This is a genomic window from Pseudomonas sp. BS3782 TE3695, from assembly GCF_050435305.1.
Taxonomy (GTDB): Bacteria; Pseudomonadota; Gammaproteobacteria; order Pseudomonadales; family Pseudomonadaceae; genus Aquipseudomonas.
The window spans coordinates 3,559,355-3,583,333 of sequence record NZ_JBNDKB010000001.1 but is presented as its reverse complement, the minus strand read 5'-3'; the positions used below and the strand labels follow the sequence as shown (position 1 = coordinate 3,583,333).

At 59.9% G+C, this 23,979-nt stretch carries 18 protein-coding genes and 1 pseudogene; 5 read left to right on the top strand and 14 right to left on the bottom strand.

The window, feature by feature from the left end; genetic code table 11:
- Positions 1-102: 102 nt before the first annotated feature.
- The 3 genes and pseudogenes from ABH909_RS16300 (at position 103) to ABH909_RS16290 (ending at position 5,591) form a co-directional block, all read left to right on the top strand.
- The gene (locus ABH909_RS16300; RefSeq protein WP_429434915.1) at positions 103-1,347 is read left to right on the top strand and encodes an exonuclease SbcCD subunit D C-terminal domain-containing protein; all 1,245 of its coding nucleotides are present in this window, start codon (positions 103-105) and stop codon (positions 1,345-1,347) included.
- Positions 1,344-4,986 (top strand): annotated as a pseudogene (locus ABH909_RS16295) (AAA family ATPase). Before ABH909_RS16300 ends, ABH909_RS16295 begins: the two are co-directional and overlap by 4 nt.
- Positions 4,983-5,591 (top strand): glutathione S-transferase, encoded by a 609-nt coding sequence (locus ABH909_RS16290; protein ID WP_429434913.1) that lies wholly within the window; start codon positions 4,983-4,985, stop codon positions 5,589-5,591. Before ABH909_RS16295 ends, ABH909_RS16290 begins: the two are co-directional and overlap by 4 nt.
- Positions 5,592-5,672: 81 nt before the next feature.
- On the opposite strand, the gene ABH909_RS16285 is transcribed toward ABH909_RS16290, so the two are convergent.
- The 9 genes from ABH909_RS16285 to ABH909_RS16245 form a co-directional block, all read right to left on the bottom strand.
- The gene (locus tag ABH909_RS16285; RefSeq protein WP_429434911.1) at positions 5,673-5,930 is read right to left on the bottom strand and encodes a hypothetical protein; all 258 of its coding nucleotides are present in this window, start codon (positions 5,928-5,930) and stop codon (positions 5,673-5,675) included.
- Entirely contained in the window at positions 5,927-6,139 is a 213-nt protein-coding gene (locus ABH909_RS16280; RefSeq protein ID WP_429434909.1) for a hypothetical protein, read from the bottom strand. Before ABH909_RS16280 ends, ABH909_RS16285 begins: the two co-directional genes overlap by 4 nt.
- 115 nt (positions 6,140-6,254) lie before the next feature.
- Entirely contained in the window at positions 6,255-6,380 is a 126-nt protein-coding gene (locus ABH909_RS16275) for a hypothetical protein (RefSeq protein ID WP_429434907.1), read from the bottom strand.
- A gap of 205 nt (positions 6,381-6,585) precedes the next feature.
- Positions 6,586-6,765 carry a hypothetical protein gene (locus ABH909_RS16270; RefSeq protein WP_429434904.1) on the bottom strand — a complete coding sequence of 60 codons (180 nt, stop codon included), beginning with the start codon at positions 6,763-6,765 and terminating at the stop codon, positions 6,586-6,588.
- 155 nt (positions 6,766-6,920) lie between these two features.
- Positions 6,921-8,096: a lactonase family protein gene (locus tag ABH909_RS16265; RefSeq protein ID WP_429434902.1), complete on the bottom strand. Its 1,176-nt coding sequence runs from the start codon at positions 8,094-8,096 to the stop codon at positions 6,921-6,923.
- The gene (locus tag ABH909_RS16260) at positions 8,083-8,379 is read right to left on the bottom strand and encodes a DUF5629 family protein (RefSeq protein WP_429434901.1); all 297 of its coding nucleotides are present in this window, start codon (positions 8,377-8,379) and stop codon (positions 8,083-8,085) included. Before ABH909_RS16260 ends, ABH909_RS16265 begins: the two co-directional genes overlap by 14 nt.
- Before the next feature lie 201 nt (positions 8,380-8,580).
- Positions 8,581-10,161, bottom strand: coding sequence for an aldehyde dehydrogenase (NADP(+)) (locus ABH909_RS16255; protein WP_429434898.1), 1,581 nt, complete (start codon positions 10,159-10,161; stop codon positions 8,581-8,583).
- Positions 10,162-10,171: 10 nt separating this feature from the next.
- Positions 10,172-11,161, bottom strand: coding sequence for an AraD1 family protein (gene araD1, locus ABH909_RS16250; protein ID WP_429434896.1), 990 nt, complete (start codon positions 11,159-11,161; stop codon positions 10,172-10,174).
- A gap of 150 nt (positions 11,162-11,311) precedes the next feature.
- Positions 11,312-12,634: an MFS transporter gene (locus tag ABH909_RS16245; RefSeq protein ID WP_429434895.1), complete on the bottom strand. Its 1,323-nt coding sequence runs from the start codon at positions 12,632-12,634 to the stop codon at positions 11,312-11,314.
- Positions 12,635-12,827: 193 nt separating this feature from the next.
- On the opposite strand from ABH909_RS16245, the gene ABH909_RS16240 reads away from it, so the two are divergent.
- A complete protein-coding gene (locus ABH909_RS16240) occupies positions 12,828-14,564 on the top strand; it encodes an IlvD/Edd family dehydratase (protein ID WP_429434892.1) in 1,737 nt (578 codons plus the stop codon).
- 161 nt (positions 14,565-14,725) lie between these two features.
- On the top strand, positions 14,726-15,445 hold the full coding sequence (locus ABH909_RS16235; protein WP_168185149.1) for a FadR/GntR family transcriptional regulator: 720 nt from the start codon (positions 14,726-14,728) through the stop codon (positions 15,443-15,445).
- Positions 15,446-15,616: 171 nt separating this feature from the next.
- Here the strand turns inward: ABH909_RS16235 and ABH909_RS16230 are convergent, their stop codons facing one another.
- The 5 genes from ABH909_RS16230 to ABH909_RS16210 all read right to left on the bottom strand — a co-directional run bounded on the left by ABH909_RS16230 (position 15,617) and on the right by ABH909_RS16210 (position 23,949).
- Positions 15,617-18,001, bottom strand: a complete 2,385-nt coding sequence (locus ABH909_RS16230) for an efflux RND transporter permease subunit (protein ID WP_429434891.1) — start codon at positions 17,999-18,001, stop codon at positions 15,617-15,619.
- A 28-nt stretch (positions 18,002-18,029) separates the two neighbouring features.
- Entirely contained in the window at positions 18,030-19,097 is a 1,068-nt protein-coding gene (locus tag ABH909_RS16225) for a WD40/YVTN/BNR-like repeat-containing protein (RefSeq protein ID WP_429434888.1), read from the bottom strand.
- Between the two features lie 1,096 nt (positions 19,098-20,193).
- Positions 20,194-22,851: an aminopeptidase N gene (gene pepN, locus ABH909_RS16220; RefSeq protein ID WP_429434886.1), complete on the bottom strand. Its 2,658-nt coding sequence runs from the start codon at positions 22,849-22,851 to the stop codon at positions 20,194-20,196.
- A gap of 10 nt (positions 22,852-22,861) precedes the next feature.
- Positions 22,862-23,692, bottom strand: coding sequence for a DUF2797 domain-containing protein (locus ABH909_RS16215; protein WP_429434884.1), 831 nt, complete (start codon positions 23,690-23,692; stop codon positions 22,862-22,864).
- Complete coding sequence (locus ABH909_RS16210) at positions 23,689-23,949, bottom strand: YeaC family protein (RefSeq protein WP_429434881.1); 261 nt, start codon at positions 23,947-23,949, stop codon at positions 23,689-23,691. The genes ABH909_RS16215 and ABH909_RS16210 overlap by 4 nt, the downstream gene beginning before the upstream one ends.
- Positions 23,950-23,979 lie beyond the last annotated feature (30 nt).

Sequence of the window (23,979 nt, the reverse complement as noted above, 5' to 3'; positions counted from 1 at the left end):
TCTGCCCTTCTGCATTCCCGACCTTTTGCCAGTAAACTCTCCCCTCTTTAGCCGCCATCATTTTCCTCGCGGCCATCACCTTATTTTGTTGCGGAGTACGCCTTGCGTCTGTTTCATACCTCCGACTGGCACCTTGGGCAGAACCTGCACGGCCAGGAGCGCGATTTCGAGCACGCCTGTTTTCTTGACTGGCTGCTGCGTCAGCTGAAGCTGGATCAGCCCGATGTGCTGCTGATCGCCGGCGATATCTTTGACACGGTCAACCCGCCGGTCAAAGCCCAGGAACGCCTCTACGACTTCATCGTCAGCGCCCACGAACAGCAGCCGTTGCTGACCATCGTGATGATCGCCGGCAACCACGACTCCGGCTCGCGCATCGAACTGCCCGCGCCGTTGATGCGGCGCTTGCGCACTCACGCCCTCGGTCGCGTGCTGTGGCTCGATGACGGTCAACTGGATGCCGAGCGCCTGTTGTTGCCGTTGCCTGATGCCAGCGGCGAAATTGCCGCCTGGTGCCTGGCGCTGCCGTTCTTGCGCCCCGCCGAAGTGACCGGCGCGCATCTGGGTGATAACTACTTGCGCGGCATCGGCCAGGTTCATGAATGGCTGATTGAAGCGGCCAATGCCAAGCGCAAGCCGGGCCAGGCGCTGATCGCCATCAGCCACGCGCACATGGCCGGTGGCTCGGTCTCGGAAGACTCCGAACGCAGTTTGATCATTGGCAATGCTGAAGCCTTGCCTGCCAGTCTGTTCGGGCCGAGCATCAGTTACGTCGCCCTCGGGCATTTGCACAAGCCGCAGAAGGTCAACGGTGAAGAGCGCATCCGCTACTGCGGCTCACCGATTCCGTTGTCGTTCTCCGAGATCAATTACCAGCATCAGATCCTCGACATTCAGCTCGATGGCGAAACATTGGTCAGCGTCGAACCGCGCCTGATTCCGCGCTCTGTCCACTTGCAACGCCTCGGCTGCGCGCCGTTGGCGGAAATCCTGTTGCAACTGGCCGACCTGCCCAACATCGACCTGCTCGCCGATATCCAGCGTCAGCCGTGGCTGGAAGTGCGGGTCCGTCTCGACGAACCGCAACCGGACCTGCGCCATCAAGTGGAAACCGCCCTGCAAGGCAAAGCCGTGCGGCTGGTGCGGATTGCCGCCGAATACGCCGGCAACGGCAGCCGCGATGGTGTCGATGACGGCACAACCTTGATCGAACTGGATCAGCTTTCGCCCCAGGAACTGTTCAGCCGCGCCTGGCAGGACAACTACGGCAGCGAGGTCGACGAGCAAACGCTCAAGGACTTCGCCGAGCTGTTGCAAGACGTGCAGATGGAGAGCGAACAGCCATGAAGATCCTCGCGATCCGCCTGAAAAACCTTGCCTCCCTGGCCGGGCCGTTTGAAATCGACTTCACCGCCGAGCCCTTGGCCAGCGCCGGCCTGTTCGCGATTACCGGGCCGACCGGTGCGGGCAAAAGCACGCTGCTCGACGCCCTGTGCCTGGCGCTGTTTGGCGCCGTGCCACGCCTGAACAACACCGGCCGCGACGCCAAGGTCCCGGATGCCAATGGCGAAATCGGCACCGGCGACCCGCGCACCCTGCTGCGTCGCGGCACCGGCGAAGGCTATGCAGAAGTGGATTTCGTCGGCATCGACGGTCGCCGCTATCGCGCTCGCTGGGAGGCCAATCGCGCCCGGGAAAAGGCCGGCGGCAAACTGCAAGCCAGTCGCCAGAGCCTGCGTGACATCGATCAGGATCAACTACTGGCCAGCCAGAAAGGCGAATACAAAGCACAGCTCGAAGCCGCGCTGGGCCTGAACTTCGAACAGTTCACCCGCGCTGTAATGCTGGCTCAGAGCGAGTTCAGCGCCTTCCTCAAGGCTGACGACAACGACCGCAGCGAATTGCTGGAAAAGCTCACCGACACCGCGCTCTACACCCGTCTCGGTCGCCGCGCTTTCGACAAGACCAAAGAGGCTCGCGAAGCTCATAAGTTGCTGCAGGATCAGGCCACCGGGGTCACGCCGCTGTCGCCAGAAGCCCGGGCCGAACTCGATGAGCGCTTCAACGACGCTCAGCAGCAACTCAAGACCCAACAGGCGCAGCTCAAACAGTTGGAGTTGCAACACACCTGGCTCAAGGACCTGCGCCAGTTGCAAGACTCGCAACAGAGCGCCACCGAGCAACTGCAATCTGCCCAGCAACACTGGAACAGCCTGGCCGGCGAGCGCTTGAAGCTGACTCGCCTGGAGCAATTGGCCCCGCAACGGCATCAGTTCGCGCGCAAGACCGAACTGACCGCCCAGCTCACTCCGTTGGCAGCGCAGATTCAGCAACACACGCAACAGCAAAGCGAGCTGACCGAGCGACAGACTCAACTCGAACAGAGCCTGAGCGCTGCGCAAACGGCGCTGATCCAAGCGCAAAGCCAACACACCTCCAGCGCCCCCCTGCTGCGTCAGGCCTTCGAAGAGCAAAGCACCCTCGCCCGCCTGGTCAAGGACGCCAGCCTCAGTGCCGACCTCAAGCAGCAGGCCGAACAAGCCTGCACTCAGGTTCAGGGCACGATTCAGGGTTTGCTCGACCAGCAGAAACAGGTTGCCGAACGGTTGCAACGGATTGCTGGGGAGCTTGAGCAGAGCACCCACCTGGCGCCATTGAGCGATGCCTGGAACGCCTACCGCGATCGCCTGCAACAACTGATGCTGATCGGCAATCGCCTGAACAAGGGCCAGGCCGAACTGGCCGCCCTCGAGCAAAGCGCCGCTCGTGCCGCCGAAGAGCTGGCCACACAACGCCAGAGCCTTGAGGTGCTGTACAAGGAAGCCGGCGCCGAGCCTGAAGCGGTGGCCGAGCAGATTCAGATCCTCGGCGGTTTGCTGCAGGACAACCGCAAGCAACTGCGGGCCTTTGAAGAGCTGACGCGGCTTTGGGCCAGCCAGCAGGAACTGGACAAACGTGGCGCCGAGCTTCAGCAGCGGCAACTCGCCGCTCAGCAAGACCGCGATCGTCTGACCCAGGACGGCGTGAAGGCCAAGGCCGAACTGAGTGTCGCCGAACAGACCCTGACCGTTACCCGCGAACTGCTGGAACGTCAGCGTCTGGCGCGCAGTGCCAGCGTCGAAGAACTGCGCGCGCAGTTGCAGGACGATCAGCCGTGCCCGGTTTGTGGCAGCCCGGACCATCCTTATCATCAGCCCGAAGCCTTGCTGCAAAGCCTCGGCCGCCATGATGAAAGCGAACAGGCCAACGCTCAGAAAGCGGTGGATCTGCTCAAGGAAAAACTCACCGATCTGCGTGCCGAAGTCGGCGGTTTGATTGCTCAGCAAAAGGAATTGCTGCAACAGCAAGAACAACTCGCGACTCAGCAACAAGGCCTGACGCCAAACCTGGAGGCGCACCCGTTGTCCGCGCAACTGTTGGCCCAGGACGCCAGCAAACGTGATGCCTGGCTAACCCAACAAAGCAGCCAGTTGAACCAGAGCATCATGCAGGACGAACAACGGCAAACCGCCCTGCTCACCCTGCAACAGGATGCCGCGCGCCTTGCACAGCAACTGCGTAGCGCCGAAACGGCGAGTCAGCAAGCCACACAGCACCTGATCAACCAACAACGTGAACTGAGCAGCGATCGCCATCGTCTGGACGAAGAACTGAAGGCGTTCAGCACCCTGCTCCCGGCCGACACACTGGAGGCCTTGCGCAACGAACCCGCCGCGACCTTCATGCAGCTCGACCGGCAGATCGCCCAGCGCCTGCAACAACTCGACCAGCAGCGCGAAGAACTCGGCGAACAGCAACAGCGCCAGCAGACGCTGGAAAAAAGAACAGTACCAACAGCAGACCCGCGTCCAGCAATTGGAAACTGCCCGGCAGCAGTTCACGGCACTGACCGGGCAGCAACACGCTTGCCAGGAAAAACTGACGCAACTGCTGGGCGAACATGCCAGCGCCGAACAGTGGCAGCAGCAACTGGATCAGGCCGTCGAGCAGGCGCGCACTGCCGAAGCGACGGCCAATCAGGAACTGCAAACCGTGCGCACGCGGCTGGTGCAACTGGCCGCTGAACTCAAAGCGCAGCAGGAACGTTCGCAGGCCCTGGAAACCGAAGACCGCGAGCTGAGCGCCAAGATCGCTGACTGGCGTGCGCAGCATACAGAGCTCGACGACGGCGGCCTTGAAGAGCTGTTGAGCGTCGACGACCAACAGGTCAGCGAACTGCGTCAACGATTGCAGCAGAGCGAAAAAGCCATCGAACAAGCCAAAGTGCTGCTGCAGGAACGGGATAAGCGCCTGCTCGATCATCAGGCGCAGCACAACGGCAATCTGGACGCCGAACAACTGGCCACGGCGCTCGCCGAGCTGCAAAACCTGTTCGCCGCCAGCGAGCACCGATGCGCCGAATTGCGCGCCGAACAGGCCGAGGATCAGCGTCGACAGAATGCCAACCAGGCGCTGGCGCAGCAGATTGCCGACGCCTACGCCGAGTATCAGCGTTGGGCGCGTTTGAATGCGCTGATCGGTTCCGCTACCGGCGACACCTTCCGCAAGATCGCCCAGGCCTACAACCTCGATTTGCTGGTGCATCACGCCAACGTCCAGTTGCGGCAACTGGTGCGGCGCTATCGCCTGAAACGTGGCGGCAGCATGCTCGGGTTATTAGTGATGGACACCGAGATGGGCGACGAACTGCGCTCGGTGCATTCGCTGTCCGGCGGCGAGACATTCCTGGTGTCGCTGGCCCTGGCGCTCGGTTTGGCGTCGATGGCGTCGAGCACGCTGAAAATCGAATCGCTGTTCATCGACGAAGGCTTCGGCAGTCTCGATCCGGAATCCCTGCAACTGGCCATGGACGCTCTCGACGGTTTGCAGGCGCAAGGACGCAAGGTCGCGGTGATTTCCCACGTGCAGGAAATGCATGAACGGATTCCGGTGCAAATTCAGGTCCACCGCCAAGGCAACGGCCTGAGTACGCTGGAGGTGAAATGAATACGCTGTATTCGTTCCGCCGCTGCCCCTACGCCATGCGCGCACGCATGGCCCTGCGCTATTCGGGGGTTGCGGTGCAGATCGTCGAGGTCAGCCTCAAGGCCAAACCAGCCGAAATGCTCGCGCTGTCGAGCAAAGGCACGGTACCGGTGCTGAGTGTGGATGGGCGGGTGATCGATGAAAGCCTGGACATCATGCGCTGGGCGCTGGCGCAAAACGATCCGCAAGACTGGTTGCTCAAGGATGATCCGCAAGCACAGCAACGCAGCGCCGCGTTGATCGAAGAGAACGATCAAGTGTTCAAGGTGCACCTGAATCGCTACAAATACGCCGAGCATTATCCCGAGCAGCCGATGGCTGTTTATCGCGCCGAAGGCGAGGTGTTCTTGGGCAAGCTGGATGAATTGCTGGAGGGGCGCGACTACTTGTTGGCCGATCACCCGAGCCTGGCGGATATCGCCCTGATGCCGTTCGTGCGGCAGTTCGCCCACGTGGATCGCGAGTGGTTCGGGCAGACGCCTTATGTGCGATTGCAGGCATGGCTGCAGCGCTTCATCGACTCAGATCTGTTCACATCAGTCATGGCGAAAACTCGGTCCCCGTAGGAGCTGCCGAAGGCTGCGATCTTTTGATTTTGATTTTTAAGGTCAAAAGATCGCAGCCTTCGGCAGCTCCTACGGGGGGATTCATGTGAATACCGCGCACATTCCCAACACCGAGCAATCCACCTGGAATGGCCCGAAGAATTCGCCATTGGGTTTGATCGGCGGATTGCCCACCAACAGCTCCAGAGCCTTGGCAGTCTGAATGTTGTGGGCGATGTTGTGGTTGCATTCGATAGCCCGCGCCACCGACCCCGCCGAACCCTGCCCGATCCCAAGTAAAGAAGCGCCATTGGTCATGAACGCCAGGAAGGCGATGACCCAGAGCTTGCGTCCTTTCATGCCCCCACCACTCCCGCCACGTCGGCGTGATCGACCATTACGCTTGGCGCGCGGTGTTCGAATTGAATGGCGGGATAGGCGACCTGAATCGGTGCTTGAACGCTTTGCTGCGATTGAGCCGAAAGGCTGACGACCAACACCATGGCCACGTAAAAGCCGATGGCCAGGTAGGCGCCGTATTTGGCAGAAGTAATGATTGCGCTGGCCATGGTGTTCTCCGTGGGCATGTTTCAGTGCCCACAGAATCGATCAAAAAACAGAAGATAACTAGCGAGCTTTATGCATAGTAGCTATCAGTTTTATTGATCATGAACCCAGCGTGTTTCAGTCCTCGATAAAACTTATCAAGCGCTCGCGGGCCGCTTCAGGCTCGTTGGGAACGGGCTGGGCAGCCGACAGAATCGGGGTGGAATAGAGAAACAGGAGAACCACTGCCAGACGCATCGCCATGCTGTCGATCCTTTTAGGGAAGGAGTCAAAAAATCAGCGTCAAATTTAAACTCATGGCCATGTGATATCAAGCAATACATTGATAGCAATATGATGCTGTCGTAAACGCGTTATGCAGGAGCGACATCACTTCGATGCTCTTCGAGCTTGTAGCACGATCGGCAAGTGACTTCGCTCCTGCATAAAAGATGGCAGGGCTTAGGTTTCAATGTTGGATTTTGTGATCCAGCGCGGCGTAGAAATTGGCGCTCTGTTGCAGATATTTCGGGGTGTAGCTTTGGGTGTGGGATTTTTTGTCGCTGATTTCAACGTTGGCATTGGCGGGCAATGCAACAGTGGCGGAAATAGCGGAAGCGGCGATGACAGAGAAGAGATTGAAGTTCATAGCGGTAGTCCTCGATTCAGTTGGCTTGCTTGCCCGCTTGGGCCGTGAAGCAAACTTAACTCCCGAGGGTTGGCGCCTTGAAATGCTTTGCAACATTAGCCGATATCAACCTCATTAATAGAAGGTTGCAGGCCCCATCAACCGGGGCCTGCGGTCTATTGACGCGCCAGGAACTTGAGATCGCTGGGGGCATCCATCGGCAGTTTCTGCACGGTTTTACCCAACAGACCGGTCTTGGCATCGCGCTCGACGACGACAATCTGGTTGCTCTTCTGGTTGGCAATCAGCACGAACTTGCCACTCGGGTCGAGGCTGAACTCGCGCGGGTGATCACCGTCCACGGAGCGGCGCTGAAGCTCCTTGAGCTGCCCGGTCGCCGGGTCGATGGCGAACACCAACAACTGATTGGTGGTGCCACGGTTGCTGACATAAAGGAACCTGCCATCGGCCGAGGCGTGAAGCGCAGCCGCTGCCTTGCCCGATGTGGGCAGACCCGCCGCCAGATCCACCAACTGCGTTTGCTCAAGCGTGCCGTCGCGGTAATCGAACACGGCCAACTGCGCGCTCATTTCCATGGTCAGCCAGGCGTGCTTGCCATCAGCACTGAACAGCAAGTGTCGCGGCCCGCTGCCAGGTGGCAACTGGACGGACGCAGGCTTGGCGGCGGTCAACGGCCGTTCAGGATTGGCCTTGGGATCGAAGCGATAGACGAAAATCTTGTCCGCACCCAAATCGTTGGAAAACACGTAGTGGCCATCGGGCGAAGAAACCACCGAATGCACGTGTGCCGACTTCTGCCGCTCAGGATTGACCCGGCTGGACGGATGACTGCTCATCTGCACCACGGGTTTCAGCTTGCCGTCGGTGCCCACCGGTAACACTGCCAAAGTGCCGCCCGGGTCTTCAGCCACCGAGTAATTGCTGACAAACACGTGACTGGCATCGCCGCTAACGCTCGAGTGCGTCGGCTCATTTCCCAGGGTTTGCACCTGACTGATCAGGCTCAATTCATTGGTGTTCGGATCGATTGCGTAACTGCTGACACGCCCGACCGGATCGGCCTGCCCCGGGCCGTTTTCGTTGACCGCGAACAGGCGCTGTTGATCCTTGGATACGGCGAGCCAGGACGGGTTGGCGCTCTTCACCACCTGCAGGGGTTTGGCGTCGATCTGCCCGGTACGGCTGTCGAAACTCAGACGATAAATCCCCTGGCTCTGGCCGGCGGTGTAGGAGCCTACCAGCAATTCGTAACTGTCGACCGGGGCCGCTTGCACGCCCATCGCGCCGACGCTGCCGGCCATCAACAGTGGCCAGAAGTTACGCATCTTCATTCGTTTCGTCCTCGTCATCACCACCGCCGAATGCTTCCATGGGCACCAACCGGTGTTCGCCGGAATCGCCGGTGATGATCCAGCTCTTCAAGTCGGGATCGAACGTTGCCGCGGCGATCTGCGCCATGTTGAACTCCCAGCGCTTGAGCGCCCGACCGTCCATGCATTCGATGTGCAGGTTATCGTCTTCATCGAGGGAAAAGTCGAACGCGTGCAGCCCGTCGATTTCAAGCATGTCGCAGACTTCGAGGGCGCTGAGCAAGGTGTTGGTTACGGCAGTCATGGCAGTCAATCTTTGAATGGGAAAGAGGCAATGATAGCGCAAAGTGAAAGCGGGCCAGTGTCACTCACAACACTCACACACGACACCAAACAAAATGTGGGAGCGGGCTTGCTCGCGAAGGCGGCGGCACATCCAACATCGCAGTGACTGTCAAATTGCTTTCGCGAGCAAGCCCGCTCCCACAGGGACTGCGTACAACCGTTAGAGAGCTTCGCGCGATGGCTTGCCGTCGACCAGGCGCTGGATGCGCAGCGGATTGCCATTCTTCAGTGCTTCCGGCAGCAGGCTGTCGGGGTAGTTCTGGAAGCACACCGGGCGCAGGAAACGGTCGATGGCCAGGGTGCCCACCGAGGTGCCTCGGGCATCGGAAGTCGCCGGATACGGCCCGCCATGAACCATCGAGTCGCAGACTTCCACGCCGGTCGGATAGCCGTTAAGCAGAATCCGTCCGACCTTCTGTTCCAGCAATGGCGTCAGTTCGCCGAATTGTTCGAAGTCCGCCGGCTCACCGATGATCGTTGCCGTCAGTTGCCCATGCAGACCGTTCAACGCGGCACTGAGTTGCACCTGATCCGCCACTTCGACGAACACCGTGGTCGGGCCGAACACTTCCTCTTGCAGCACTTCATCGCTATCGAGCAACAGGCTGACATCGGCCTTGAACAGTTGCGGTTGCGCTTGATTGCCTTGCTGCGGGTTGCCGGCCAAATGCTCGATTTTCGGATGTGCAAGAAGCTTCTGCAGGCCCTTGCCATAGCTGCTCAAGGTGCCGGCATTGAGCATGGTTTGCGCCGGTTGATCGCCCATCAGCCCCGCCACCTGCTGCACGAACGCACTGAACTGCGGCGAACGAATGCCGATCACCAACCCCGGGTTGGTACAGAATTGCCCACAACCCTGTACCACCGACGCCGTGAGGTCTCGGGCGACGCTTTCAGCACGAGCTTCCAGCGCTTGAGGCAGCACGATCACCGGGTTGATGCTCGACATCTCGGCGAACACCGGAATTGGCTGCGCACGGGCTGCGGCCATGTCGCACAGCGCACGGCCACCTTTGAGCGAACCGGTAAAACCGACGGCCTGAATGGCCGGGTGCTTGACCAGCGCTTCACCCACTCCGCCGCCGTAGATCATGTTGAACACACCGGCAGGCATCGACGTGTTCTCGGCAGCGCGGATCACGGCATCGGCCACCCACTCAGCAGTTGCCATGTGGCCGCTGTGCGCCTTGAACACTACCGGACAACCAGCGGCCAATGCCGAAGCGGTGTCGCCGCCTGCCGTGGAAAACGCCAGCGGAAAGTTGCTCGCACCAAACACCGCGACCGGCCCGAGGCCGATGCGGTACTGACGCAAATCCGGACGTGGCAATGGTGTGCGCTCAGGCAGCGCCCGATCAATCCGCGCCCCATAAAAATCACCGCGCCGCAGTACCTTGGCGAACAGGCGCATCTGGCCGCTGGTGCGCCCGCGCTCACCTTGAATACGACCGGCCGGCAGCGCGGTTTCGCTACAAACCACGGCGATAAAGTCATCGCCCAACGCGTCCAGCTCATCGGCAATCGCATCGAGAAATTGCGCACGTCGCTCGGCGCTCAGGCTGCGATAGGCCGGGTAAGCAGCGGCGGCAGCCTTCGCGGCGGCGTCGACTTCTTCAAGGGTGGCCTGATAAAAATCGTGAGGCAAAGCCTCGCCAGTGTTGGCGTCGACGCTCTGCAGCTTGACGGTGCCGGTAGCGCTGCGCTGACCGCCAATGTAGTTGTGACCAAGAATCCGGGTCATGGGTGTCTCCTTAAAGTGTGCCGACGGTGCCGGGTTCGAACGCCGCTTCAACGGGCTCGATGCCGTTGATCAAGGGCGCGCCGAACTCGGCCTGACTGATCTCGAACACGTCACCCGGCCGGGTGCGGATGCCGTCAGCGAAAGACAGGGTCGCGGTGCCGAAGAAGTGAATGTGCACATCGCCAGGGCGCAAGAACTGGTTGTACTTGAAATGGTGATACTCGAGGTTTTCCAGGCTGTGGCACATGTTCGCTTCGCCACTGAGGAATTCGTTCTGCCACAGCACTTCACCATCGCGCAGGATACGGCTGGTGCCGGCCAGATGCGGGGGCAATTCGCCGACCCGAAGCTCCGGGCCATAACTGCAACTGCGCAGTTTCGAATGGGCCAGGTAGAGGTAATTCTTGCGCTCCATCACGTGATCGGAGAACTCGTTGCCCACTGCGAAACCGAGGCGATAGGGTTTGCCGTCGTGGCCGATCACATAGAGGCCGCTGAGCTCGGGCTCCTCCCCGGCATCTTCGGCAAACGGCGGCAGCGGGAACGGCTTGCCCGGACGCACAACGATGCTGCCATCGCCCTTGTAGAACCACTCCGGTTGCACGCCGGCCTGGCCGGTCGCGGGTTTACCGCCCTCCACGCCCCACTTGAAGATACGCATGGTGTCGGTCATGGCGGTTTCGTCGCCAGCCTGCTGATGCATTTTGTCTCGGGCCGAAGCGCTGCCCAGATGGGTCAGGCCGGTGCCGCTGACCAACATGTGCGCCGGGTCCGGGTGATCCAGCGGCGGCAGGATTTGCAGATTGGCGAGCAGCGCTGAATAGTCATGGCTGATGCCCAGCCCCAGGGTTCGAACCTGATGCTCAAGATTGATCCCTGCCTCGATCGCCGCCAACGCCAGATCCCGCACCGAGCGCGCACCTTGCACTTCGCGCACCAGGCCGTCCTCGACCACGCCAACGCGGCGTTCGTGACTCGATTCGAACTGAACTAAACGCATGATTTTCTCCTGTAAAACAATTCTTCAAAACACCGAAAAAACCTGTGGGAGCGGGCTTGCTCGCGAAGAGGCCGTCACATTCAACATCACCGGTGACTGACACTCCGCCTTCGCGAGCAAGCCCGCTCCCACATTTGGATCGTGTTGACCTCAGGTGCGGGTAGCCCCACGCGCACTGGCCGCAAACTGGTCGGCCGGCAGCACATGCTTACGCTCCAGCAAGCGATAAACCACACCCGTCAGGACCAGGCCGAACACCATCACGCAGGACAGGAAGTACAACCCTGACGCCAGATTGCCGGTGTATTCCTTCAGCGCACCGATCACGAACGGGCCGATGTAGCCACCGAGGTTGCCCACCGAGTTGATCAACGCGATCCCCGCCGCCGCACTGGCACCGGCGAAGAAACGTCCCGGCAAGGTCCAGAACACCGCCGTGCAGGAAAACAGCGCGAACGCCACCAGGCACAGCGCCGCCAATTGCAGCACCGGCACCGTCAGCCAGGCGCTGAGGAACAGGCCGATGGCGCCCAACACATACAACACCGCCAGATGGCCGTAGCGATCATTCAAGCGATCGGAACTGCGCGGAATGATCAGCAAACCGATGATCCCGAAGATGTACGGCACCGACGACACGAAGCCGGTCACCAGGTCAGTGCCACCGAACTGTTTGATTAACGTCGGCAGCCACAAACCGAGACCGTAGATGCTCAGCGTCACCGGCAGATAGAACAGCGCCAGCAGCAACACGCGTTTGTCCTTCAGTGCATGCAGCGGATTGCCGTGGCGGGTCTGACCGTACACCTCCAGGTCTTTTTTCAGCTCGCCGGTCAGCCAGTCTTTCTCAGACTGGTCCATCCATTTCACCTGTTGCGGACCGTCCGGCAAGTAACGCAGCACAGGCCAGGTCAGCAAGATTGCGGGCATACCGATGACGATAAACAGCCACTGCCAACCGTGCAGCCCAAGAATGCCGTCCATGCCCAGCAAGCCGCCGGACACCGGGCCGGTGATCATCATTGCGATGGGTTGGGAAAGGATGAACAACCCGAGGATCTTGCCGCGATGGCGAATCGGGAACCATTGGGTGATGTAGTACAGAACGCCCGGGAAGAATCCCGCTTCGGCCGCGCCGAGCAGAAAACGCATCACGTAGAAGCTGTTCGGTCCCTGGACGAACGCCATGCCGATGGTGATAGCGCCCCAGGTGACCATGATCCGCGCGAACCAGCGCCGGGCGCCGAAGCGGTCGAGCATCAGGTTGCTGGGGATTTCCAGCAGGAAGTAGCCAATGAAGAACAACCCGGCACCCAAGCCGTAAGCCGCGTCACCCAGGCCGATGTCGGCGCCCATGTGCAGCTTGGCGAAACCTACCGCGGAGCGATCCACATAGGCGATCAGGTACAGCAGGATCAGGAAGGGAATCAGTTTCAGCGTGATGCGACGGATAAGCCGCAGTTCCTGGCTCATGAGTTCGGTCTCCGATTGTTGTTGTTATAGAACCTCGGGGGACGCCTCTCGCAGAAAACTGCCAGGGCCATCCCTCCGTTGAAAATGACTATATAGTAATACTATTTAACCAACAACCCTTCCAAACAGGCGAAATTGCGCTTATGTTACGCCATAGCTCGAACAATATAGTCATACAATAAGAGAATCGATCATGTCTGATAAGAAACCCACCCTGCGCTCCGCCCAATGGTTTGGCACCGCCGACAAGAACGGCTTCATGTACCGCAGCTGGATGAAGAATCAGGGCATCGCCGACCACCAATTCCACGGCAAGCCGATCATCGGCATTTGCAACACCTGGTCGGAACTGACCCCGTGCAACGCACATTTCCGGCAGATCGCCGAGCACGTCAAACGCGGGGTGATCGAAGCGGGTGGCTTTCCGGTGGAATTCCCGGTGTTCTCCAATGGCGAATCGAACCTGCGCCCCACCGCCATGCTGACCCGCAACCTGGCGAGCATGGACGTCGAAGAAGCGATTCGCGGTAACCCGATCGATGGCGTGGTGCTGCTCACCGGCTGCGACAAAACCACACCGGCGCTGCTGATGGGCGCGGCCAGTTGCGACGTGCCGGCAATCGTCGTCACCGGTGGGCCGATGCTCAACGGCAAGCACAAGGGCCAGGACATTGGCTCGGGCACGGTGGTCTGGCAGCTCAGCGAACAGGTCAAGGCGGGTACCATCACCCTTGACGATTTCCTCGCGGCCGAGGGCGGCATGTCGCGCTCGGCCGGTACCTGCAACACCATGGGCACGGCCTCGACCATGGCCTGCATGGCCGAAGCCCTCGGCACTTCCCTGCCCCACAACGCGGCGATTCCGGCGGTCGATGCGCGCCGTTATGTGTTGGCGCACATGTCCGGCATGCGCGCGGTGGAGATGGTGCGCGAAGATTTGAAACTGTCGAAGATCCTGACCAAGGAAGCCTTCGAAAACGCCATCCGGGTGAACGCCGCCATCGGCGGTTCGACCAACGCGGTGATCCACTTGAAAGCCATCGCCGGGCGCATCGGCGTCGAGCTGGACCTGGATGACTGGACCCGCATCGGTCGCGGCATGCCGACCATCGTCGACCTGCAACCGTCCGGGCGCTTCCTGATGGAAGAGTTCTACTACGCCGGCGGTTTGCCCGCGGTGCTGCGTCGTCTCGGCGAAGCCAACCTGATCCCGAACCCGAACGCCCTCACCGTCAACGGTAAAACCATTAGCGAGAACACCAAAGACGCGCCGATCTACGGCCAGGACGAAGTGATCCGCACCCTCGACAACCCGATCCGCGCCGACGGCGGCATCTGTGTGTTGCGCGGTAATCTGGCGCCACTCGGTGCGGTGCTCAAGCCCTCTGCCGCGAGCGCCGAATTGATGCAACATCGCGGGCGTGCGGTGGTGTTCGAGAACTTCGACATGTACAAGGCGCGCATCAACGATCCGGAACTGGACGTGGATGCCAATTCGATTCTGGTGATGAAAAACTGCGGGCCAAAGGGTTATCCGGGCATGGCCGAAGTCGGCAACATGGGATTACCGGCCAAGCTGCTGGCCCAAGGCGTGACCGACATGGTGCGGATTTCCGACGCACGCATGAGCGGCACCGCTTACGGCACTGTTGTGCTGCATGTGGCACCGGAAGCGGCGGCCGGCGGACCATTGGCGACCGTGAAGGAAGGCGACTGGATCGAGCTTGATTGCGCCAACGGGCGTTTGCACCTGGACATTCCGGATGCGGAACTGGCAGCGCGCATGGCGGATCTGCAACCACCGCAACAGTTAATCGTGGGCGGTTATCGTCAGCTGTACATCGACCATGTGCTGCAGGCGGATCAGGGTTGCGACTTTGACTTCCTCGTCGGGTGCCGAGGGGCCGAGGTGCCGCGTCACTCCCATTAAAGTCAAAAGATCGCAGCCTTCGGCAGCTCCTACAGGGATCGGGAATGGCGACGAAATCGTAGCGCACCCGGTCGGTGTAGGAGCTGCCGAAGGCTGCGATCTTTTCAAGGGCGCCTGCTATCATGCGCGGCACCCCATCGCACAGGATCGCGCCGTTCCCCATGGATTACCGCAAACCCTCCGACCGCAAAAGCATGCATTCGCGCATCGTCCAGGAATTGGGCATGCAGATCGTCTCGGGACGGTTCAAGCCGGACGACAAACTGCCCGCCGAAGCCTTGCTGTGCGAGGAATACGCGGTCAGCCGACCGGTGCTGCGCGAAGCCACTCGCGTATTGGTGGCCAAGGGCCTGGTGTATTCCCGTCCGCGGGTCGGCACGGTGGTCAAGCCGCGCAAGGAATGGCACATGCTCGACCCGGACGTGCTGCACTGGCTGATGCAAAGCAGTCCGCAAAATGAATTTTTTGATCTGCTGACCAGCGTGCGCAGCATCATCGAGCCGGCCGCCGCCGCACTGGCCGCGCAATTCGCCACCGACGAAGACATCGCCTCCATCGGTGAAGCCTACCAACGCATGGAAGCGGCACCGACGCCCGAAGCCTTGCTGCAGCCGGACCTGGATTTCCACAGCCGCATCGCCGACGCGACGCATAACGACCTGCTGGCGAACCTGTGCAATATGCTGTCGGTGGCGATTGCCGAAGCGTTGAAGCATTCCAACCAGCGGCCGAATCTGCATGAGTTGGCGATGCCACGGCACAAGGCGATCCTCACTGCTATCGAGAATCGCGATGCGCTGGGCGCGCGGCATGCGACGCTGGTGCAGCTGGATGATGCGCGTAGTGCTTTGAATGTGGTGCTTGGCACCGATTTGTCGTAAAGCAAAGTCAAAAGATCGCAGCCTTCGGCAGCTCCTACAGGGACCGTGTGTACCGTTGAATTGCGGATGTACTCAATCAATGTAGGAGCTGCCGAAGGCTGCGATCTTTTGATCTTCATGTACCTAAAAAAGCCGCAACCAAGGTTGCGGCTTTTCTGTTTCTGCCAGGGATCAGTGAGCGAACAACGAATTGCCCTTCTGCCCTGCCAGTTTCTCCGGTTTGATCAAGAACCGCGCCAGCGCTGGCAGCAGCCACAGCGCGCCGAACATGTTCCAGAGCAGCATGAAGGTCAGCATCAAGCCCATGTCGGCCTGGAACTTGATCGCCGAGAAGATCCAGGTGCATACGCCGATCGCCAGGCACAGGCCGGTGAACAGCACGGCTTTACCGGTGGACTTCAGCGTCTGGTAGTACGCCTCTTGCAGCGGCAGGCCGGCACGCAGGAAGCTTTCCAGACGGCTGTAGATATAGATCCCGTAGTCCACGCCTATCCCCACCCCGAGCGCCACGACCGGCAAGGTCGCCACTTTCACGCCGATGCCCATGAACGCCATCAGCGCGTTGCCCAGGACCGAGGTCAGTACTAGCGGCAGCACGATGCACAAGGTCGCCGCCCAGGAACGGAAGGTGATCATGCACATGGTTGCGACGCAGATGTACACCAGGACCAGAATGGTCAATTCAGAGCGTTTGATCACCTCGTTGGTGGCCGCTTCGATCCCGGCGTTACCGGCGGCAAGGATGAATTCCAGGCCTTCCTTGTTATTCTCCTTGGCGAAGTCCTGCACCGCATGCACGGCGCGGTCCAGGGTTTCGGCCTTGTGGTCGTTGAGGAACACCAACACCGGCGCCAGGGAGCAATTGTTGTTGTACAGGCCATCGGCACGGGCGATGGAGTTGTTCAGCACATCAGGGTTGCGCGACAGGGTTTCCCATTTCAGGTTGCCCTCGTTCATGCCCTTGATCATCTGCTTGGACACAGTCACCAACGAGATCGCCGATTGCACGCCCTCAGTGTTCTGCATTTTCCACATCAGCTCGTCGATCGGCGCCATGGCCTCGTAGCGCGAGCAACCTTCAGACTTGGTCTTGACCATCACCACCAGCACGTCAGAACTGGTGGAGTAATTGTTGATGATGAAGCTGTTGTCCTTGTTGTAACGCGAGTCCGGACGCAGTTCCGGCGCGCCCTGGTCGAGGTCGCCGATTTTCAGGTTCTGGCTGTACCAGAGGCCACCACCGAAAGCGATCAGCGCCAGGGCAATGGAAATCGGTGCGACTTTGGGGCTGGCAAAGTTCGACAGCAGGCGCCAGAACGGATGCTCGCGGTGCGCGTCTTTCTTGCTGCGCTCGACCGCGCGTTTGCTGATACCGACGTAGGAAATCGCCACCGGCAGCAGGATCAGGTTGGTGAACACGATCACCGCCACGCCGATGGACGCACCGATGGCCAGCTCACGAATCACCCCGATGTCGATGATCAACAGCGTGATGAAGCCCACCGCATCCGCAAGGATCGCGATCATCCCCGGCAAAAACAGCTGACGGAATGTGCGCCGCGCTGCGGTCAGAGCGTTCTCCGCCTCGCTGGACTGCAAGGCGATACCGTTGATTTTCTGCACGCCGTGGGAAATCCCGATGGCGAAGATCAGGAACGGCACCAGCATCGAGTACGGATCAAGCCCGAAACCGAAGAAGTGCATCAAGCCCAACTGCCAGACCACCGCCACCAGTGTCGTGCTCAATACCGCAATGGTGCTGCGCATGCAGTGGGTGAACCAGTACAGCAGGATCAGGGTAATGACGAAAGCGACGCCGAAGAACATCACCACCATGACCAGCCCATCGATCAGGTCGCCGACTTTCTTGGCGAACCCGACAATGTGGATCTTCACGTTGGGGTTTTGGGCTTCGAACTTGTTGCGGATCTTGTCTTCAAGTTCGTGGGAGAACTTGCGGTAGTCCAGCGCCAGCAACTTGCCCTGGTCCTGCGGGTCCGGGTAGGACTCCAGCAGCGGGATGTCGATGATGCTCGACTTGAAGTCGTTGGCCACCAAACGTCCGACTTGCCCGGACTTGAGCACGTTGTTGCGCAGCAGGTCGAGGCTTTGCTGGGAGCCGTTATAGCTCTGGGGAATCACTTCACCGCCGGCGAAGCCCTCCTCCGTCACCTCGGTCCAGCGCACGCTCGGGCTCCACAGCGACTTGAGGCCGGAACGGTCGACGCCGGAAATGTAGAACACCTCGTCGTGGATCTGACGCAGGGTCTCCATGTATTCCTTGGAGAAGATGTCGCCGTCGGTGGCTTCCACGGAAATCCGCACCGTGTTGCCCAGGTTCGCCAGATCGTTGCGGTGCTCCATCATCTTTTCAATGAACGGATGCTCGAGCGGGATCATTTTTTCGAAACTGGTGGACGGCCGGATCAGCGTCGCCTGCCAGAACAGGAAAACACTGACCAGCAGGCAGATGACGATGACTGCCGGGCGGTTGTTGAAAATCAGGCGCTCAAGAAACGTCGCCTTATCCTGATGAGGAGTGCTTAAGGATGTCATAGACCCGCCTTCTTATTATTTGCCCGGCTCATTTGGACGACCCGTTTTTTCCATTCTCTGCGCCGGTAGGCGAAGTGACGCGAACGCCACCCTGTCCTGCCAGAATCAGATTGCCGTTGCCTGCCGCCGTGACCGCCGAGACGGAGATGCGATCCGGACGGTTGAACACGCTGAAGGTTTCGCCGTCGTCGGTGCTGCGAATCACGCTGCCGCCATTGCCGACGATCACGATGGAACCGTCATCGAGCAGCGTGGCGCCAGACAGGCCGAATTCCAGTGTGCCACGTGCAGCCTTGAGCTCGATCTGCTCCCAGGTGCTGCCGAAATCCGTGGAGCGATAGAGATTGCCGCGCAACCCGTAAGCCAGCAGCGTGGCCGGTTGCGCAGTGCCGATCACACCGAACAGTGAGCCTTCGTAAGGGCCCTCAAGCTTTTCCCAGGTCTGCCCGTCATCGGCGGAACGGAACATGCTGCCCTGCTCACCGACGATGAAAATGCCGGAATCCTTGACCGCCGCAATGGCGTTGAGGTGGTACTGGTCTTCGTTGTCCAGGCGATCGCTGACGTCTTCCCAGTTTTTACCGCCATCGGTGGTTTCAAGCAAGGCACCGTAAGCGCCCACGGCAAAGCCGCTGTCAACGTCCTTGAACCAGACGTCGAGCAGCGGCGATTCGCGTGTCAGGTCTTCGAATTGTTTGCTCCAGGTGATGCCGCCGTCTTCACTGGCGAGGATCTGCGCGTCATGGCCAACAGCCCAGCCGTGTTTGTCATCGACAAAAAACACCGCCGTCAGCAGTTGCCGGGTCGGCACCTTGGCCTGGGTCCAGGTTGCGCCCTGGTCATCGGAATACAGGATGTGCCCGCGATCGCCGACCGCCACCAGGCGTTTGCCCGCGTGTACGACATCGAGCATCAGGCCTTTGCTGGCCTTGGCGGATTCAACGGAATAAACCACATCGGTGGCCGACGCGGCAGCGGCCAGCGCAGGCGCCGACAGCACGGTACAGCCCAACAGCGAGAGCGCTGTAGCCAGCAACGCGAACCTGCGTAACGCCGGCGGGCGGCCAACACTCACACCCATGACAGGCTCACTCATAGACCTTCCCTCACATTATTATTGTTAGGTCGTTCAACCCTTCAGGGCGCCGTAAGGGATGCGCATCGGGATTGACCTATTCAGGAGCATAGTCCTGAAACCCGCAATCCAGAGCCCCTTCGGAAGCTGGCTTATCCTATCGGGGTTTGGAAAGGTCTGACAATCGACGCCACGTTATGTTTTGTTAACTGGAGGGGATATGGGTTGTGGGTGAATGGGGAGGCATTCGGAGGGGTGATTGGGGTTTGGTGATTGGTGTACATATCCGTTTCTGCGGTAACGGCCACTTAAGGTTCCGCTCTTACAGCGGGTCACTTTGGAAAAGCGCCAAAGTAACCAAAGCGCTTTTGCCCCTTTCGTTCGGTGCCTCGCCTAGGCTCGGCATGCCCTCGCTCCGGTCCTGCTCCGTGGGCCCGCCGCCATCGGCCATCCATGGCCGGGGCGGCTAACCCGGCATCCATGCCGGGTTGCCCACTGCGCAGAACCTCCTCTCGGCCTCTCGAGGGGGCGGTGCGTCAAAATCAAAAGCAAGGCGGCCTACCGGCCGGCCTGATCTCAAGCGAACACATTTCCCTGTAGGAGCTGTCGAGCGAAGCGAGGCTGCGATCCTTTGATCTTGCATTTGCTTTGCTTGGCTTTTGATCTTGATCTACCCGCCCCTTCGGGAGGCAGAGCGGAGGTGTTCATCTGGGGATTGGCGCGCAGCGCCGTTCGACGCAGTCGAACCCATCGCATGTAGGTCGTAGCGAAGCAGACCGTAGGGCGATGCCCCCAGATGGATACCGGAGCGAAGGAACGCCGAGCCTTAGCGAGGGGCCGTACGCTTGGGGCGAGACCTTTTGGTTCCTTTTGGCTGGGCCGGCATTCCGGGCGTTTGCCAAAAGGGACTCGCCGTAAGGGCGAAACCATAAGTAGCCGTTACCGCAACAACGGATATGTACACCACCAACCAAAGCATGGTCGGCCCAAAGGCCGCCATCGCAGGCAAGCCAGCTCCCACAATTTGATCGGCGTACAGGTCGGCTATCAGGCCGCCTTCGCGAGCAAGCCCGCTCCCACAGGGGCTCGAGTGAACCCTGAGGGAGCAAGGCCAAACTCAAGCCAGGCTCTTGCTGACCACTTCAAACACATCGCTGGACAGTTGCCCCGAAGCGCGAATCCGCTCCAGCTCACCTTTCATCAACGCCTGACGAGCGTCGTCGTATTTGCGCCAGCGAGTCAGCGGCGCCAGTTGGCGAGAAGCGATCTGCGGGTTGAATCCGTTCAGCTCGATCACCAGATCCGCCAGGAACCGATACCCGGAACCGTCAGCCGCGTGGAAGTTGATCAGGTTCTGGCCGGCAAACGCGCCGATCAGTGCCCGCACCTTGTTCGGGTTCTTGATGGTGAACGCCGGGTGTTGCATCAAGGCTTTGACCCGCTCCAGACCGCCCGGCAATGGGCTGCCGGCCTGAACGCTGAACCACTGATCCATGACCAGCGGATTGTCCTTGAAGTGTTCGGCGAAGGTCGCCAGCGCCGTGGCTTTCTGCTCTTCGAATGGCGAGTTGACCAACACCGCCAACGCCGTCAGACGTTCAGTCATGTTGTCGCTGGTGTCGAACTGTTCGAGGGTTGCCGCCAAGACTTCCGGCTTGCCGCTGAGCATCAGGTACGACAGCGCAATGTTTTGCAGGGCGCGGCGGGCGAAATGCTCGGCCTCGGCTACATACGGCGTTTTCTTCGAGAGATCGCGATTGGCCTGATAACGCAGCCACAATGCCTCGAACAAACCTTCAGCCAATTGCTTGCGGACAAACTCGCGAGCTGTGTGGATGGCGTCTACGTCAGCCACTTCACTGATCTCGGTCAGATACGCCTCGCCCGGCAACGAGAGCATTTCGGCGACCATTGCCTGATCCAGCGTCTCATCGGACAGCACGGTACGCAGTGCTGAAACCAGACGCTGATCCAGCACCAGCGCTTCGCCCTTCTGTTGCTGTTCGATCAATTCTTGCAGCACCTGCACCGACAATTGCTGGCCGGCATCCCAGCGGTTGAAACCGTCGCTGTCGTGCTGCATCAGGAACATCAACTGATCGCGGTCGTACGGGAAGCTCAGTTTCACTGGCGCCGAGAAGCCGCGCAGCAAAGAAGGCAACGGCTTTTGCGCAATATCGATGAAGGTGAAGGTCTGCTCGGCTTCCGTCACCGAAATGACCCGCGAGGTGCCTTGAGCACTGGCTTCACCGGCAAGACGCAGGGCAATCTCGCCGCCCTTGCTGTCCAGCAGGCCCAATTCCACCGGAATCACGAACGGCAGTTTTTCCACCTTGTCCGGGGTTTCCGGGCAGCTCTGGCGGAAGGTCAGGTTGTAGGTTTTTGCCGCGGCGTCGTAGGACTCGCTCACCGCCAAACGCGGTGTGCCGGCCTGGCTGTACCAGCGTTTGAATTGAGTCAGGTCAACGCCGTTGGCGTCTTCCATGGCCTTGATGAAGTCGTCGCAGGTCACGGCCTGGCCGTCATGGCGTTCGAAGTACAGGTCGCTGCCTTTGCGGAAGCCTTCGGCGCCCAGCAAGGTGTGAATCATGCCGACCACTTCTGAACCCTTTTCGTACACGGTCAGGGTATAGAAGTTGGAAATCTCGATGAAGCTGTCCGGGCGCACGGCGTGCGCCATCGGGCCGGCGTCTTCGGCGAATTGGTGGGTGCGCAGGTACGCCACGTCCTGGATGCGTTTGACCGTGGCCGAGTTCATGTCGGCAGAGAAGCCGGAATCCCGGAACACGGTGAAGCCTTCCTTCAGCGACAACTGGAACCAGTCGCGGCAGGTCACACGGTTGCCCGACCAGTTGTGGAAGTATTCGTGGGCAACGATCGCTTCGACCCGCTGGTGTGCGGCGTCGGTGGCGGTTTCGGCGCGGGCCAGCACGGCGCTGGAGTTGAAGATGTTGAGGCCCTTGTTTTCCATGGCGCCCATGTTGAAGTCGTTGACGGCGACGATCATGAAGATGTCCAGGTCGTACTCGCGACCGTAAACCTCTTCGTCCCAACGCATCGACTTCTTCAGGCTGTTCATGGCGTGCTGGCACTTGTCGATGTTTTCCGGCTCGACATAGATGCGCAGCGCCACGGAGCGCTCGGTCATGGTGGTGAAGGTGTCTTCGACGCACCACAGGTCACCGGCCACCAGCGCGAACAGGTACGCCGGTTTCTTGAACGGGTCTTCCCAGGTCGCCCAGTGCCGGCCGTCTTCGCCGGGACCCGAGGCAATCGGGTTGCCGTTGGACAGCAGCACCGGATAGCTGTGCTGCTCGGCGACCACCGTGGTGGTGAACGTGCTCATCACATCGGGGCGGTCGAGGTAATAGGTGATTTTGCGGAAACCTTCGGCTTCACACTGGGTGCAGAACATGGTGCCGGATTTGTACAGGCCTTCCAGGGCGGTGTTGGTTTCCGGATGAATCCGGACGCTGGTGTCGACCGTGAAGCTTGTACTGGCCGGGTGCAGGGTCAGGTGATTCTCGGTCAGTTGATAGTCGGCAGGGCTCAACTCACGATCGGCCAACGTCACCGACAGCAGATCGAGTTGCTGGCCATCCAGCACCAGCGGCGGCAGGCCCGGGCCACGTTCAGGATTGCGGCGCATCACCAGTTGCGCGTGGACCAGGCTGTGGTCCTCGAACAACTCGAAGGTCAGGTGCGTCTCGTCGATCAGGTACTCAGGCGCCTGATAGTCCTTCAGGTAGATCATCTTCGGTTGTTCGGTGCGCATACTGGAATCCTTACTGATGCACGGCGAGCTGGTAGGCCGTGTATTTACGAATATTGATCACGCCGGTGTCGAAAATCAGGTACTGCCCCTTGATTCCCAGCAGCGTGCCTTCGGCAATCGGGTTCTTGTCCAGGTTGAAGCTGACAATCTTGGCCGGGTATTGCTCGACCGGATAACGGATCTCGAGCGGTTCGACATCGGTAATGGTCTGGATTGCTTGCAGGCCAAATCGTTCCTGCAAACCTTGCAAACCTGGCGCACAACTTTCAAACAGCTGATCGCGAACCTGCGCCAGATCCACCGATACCGCATCGCCCTTGAGTAAAGCACGCCAGTTGGTCTTGTCGGCTACCTGGCTGCGGAACAGCTCTTCGACGAAGCCTGACTGCTGACGGGTCGCAACGCGCATGATCGGCAATGCCTGGCTGGCGCCCTGATCGAGCCAACGGGTGGGCAATTGCGTGGCGCGGGTTATGCCGACCTTGATCCCCGACGAATTGGCCAGATACACCACATGATCGGTCATGCAGAACGTTTCGCCCCACGCAGGCTCACGGCAGGTGCCGGCGTCATAGTGGCAACGCTCCGGGCTCATGATGCAGAGGTCGCATTGGGCCAGTTTGGTCATGCACGGGTAGCAGTAACCCTGGCTGAAACTGGTTTTGGTCTTGCGTCCGCAATGGGTGCAGTGGATCGCTCCCAGGTATTCCAGGCGCACCGTGGTGCCGATCAACGGATTGACCGGTACCTCGGCGTCGCCGAGACGAAAAGCGTACTGAACGTTCGACCCGTCAAGGCGCGCCGACATTTTACTGATTGCACCGCGGCCAATCTCGATCAATGGACGGCATCCGATTTGAACAGAATGTTTGGCACTTCAGTCGACTTCGACTGGCATTCCTGGGGGCCCATGTAGCCGGTACGTTCTTCCTCGGGCAGGTTCTGGATTTCCCAGGCGATCATCGCTTGCAAGGACAATTCGCGCTGCTCGGCGGTGAGTTTGCCACCGTCGGACCATTTGCCGATTTCCACCGCCAGTTTCAGGCTCTGGTAGATATCCGGGGTGATGTTTTTGATCATTTCATTAAAAGAGGACATCAAGGGCTCCGCGCTCTTTGATTCACATAA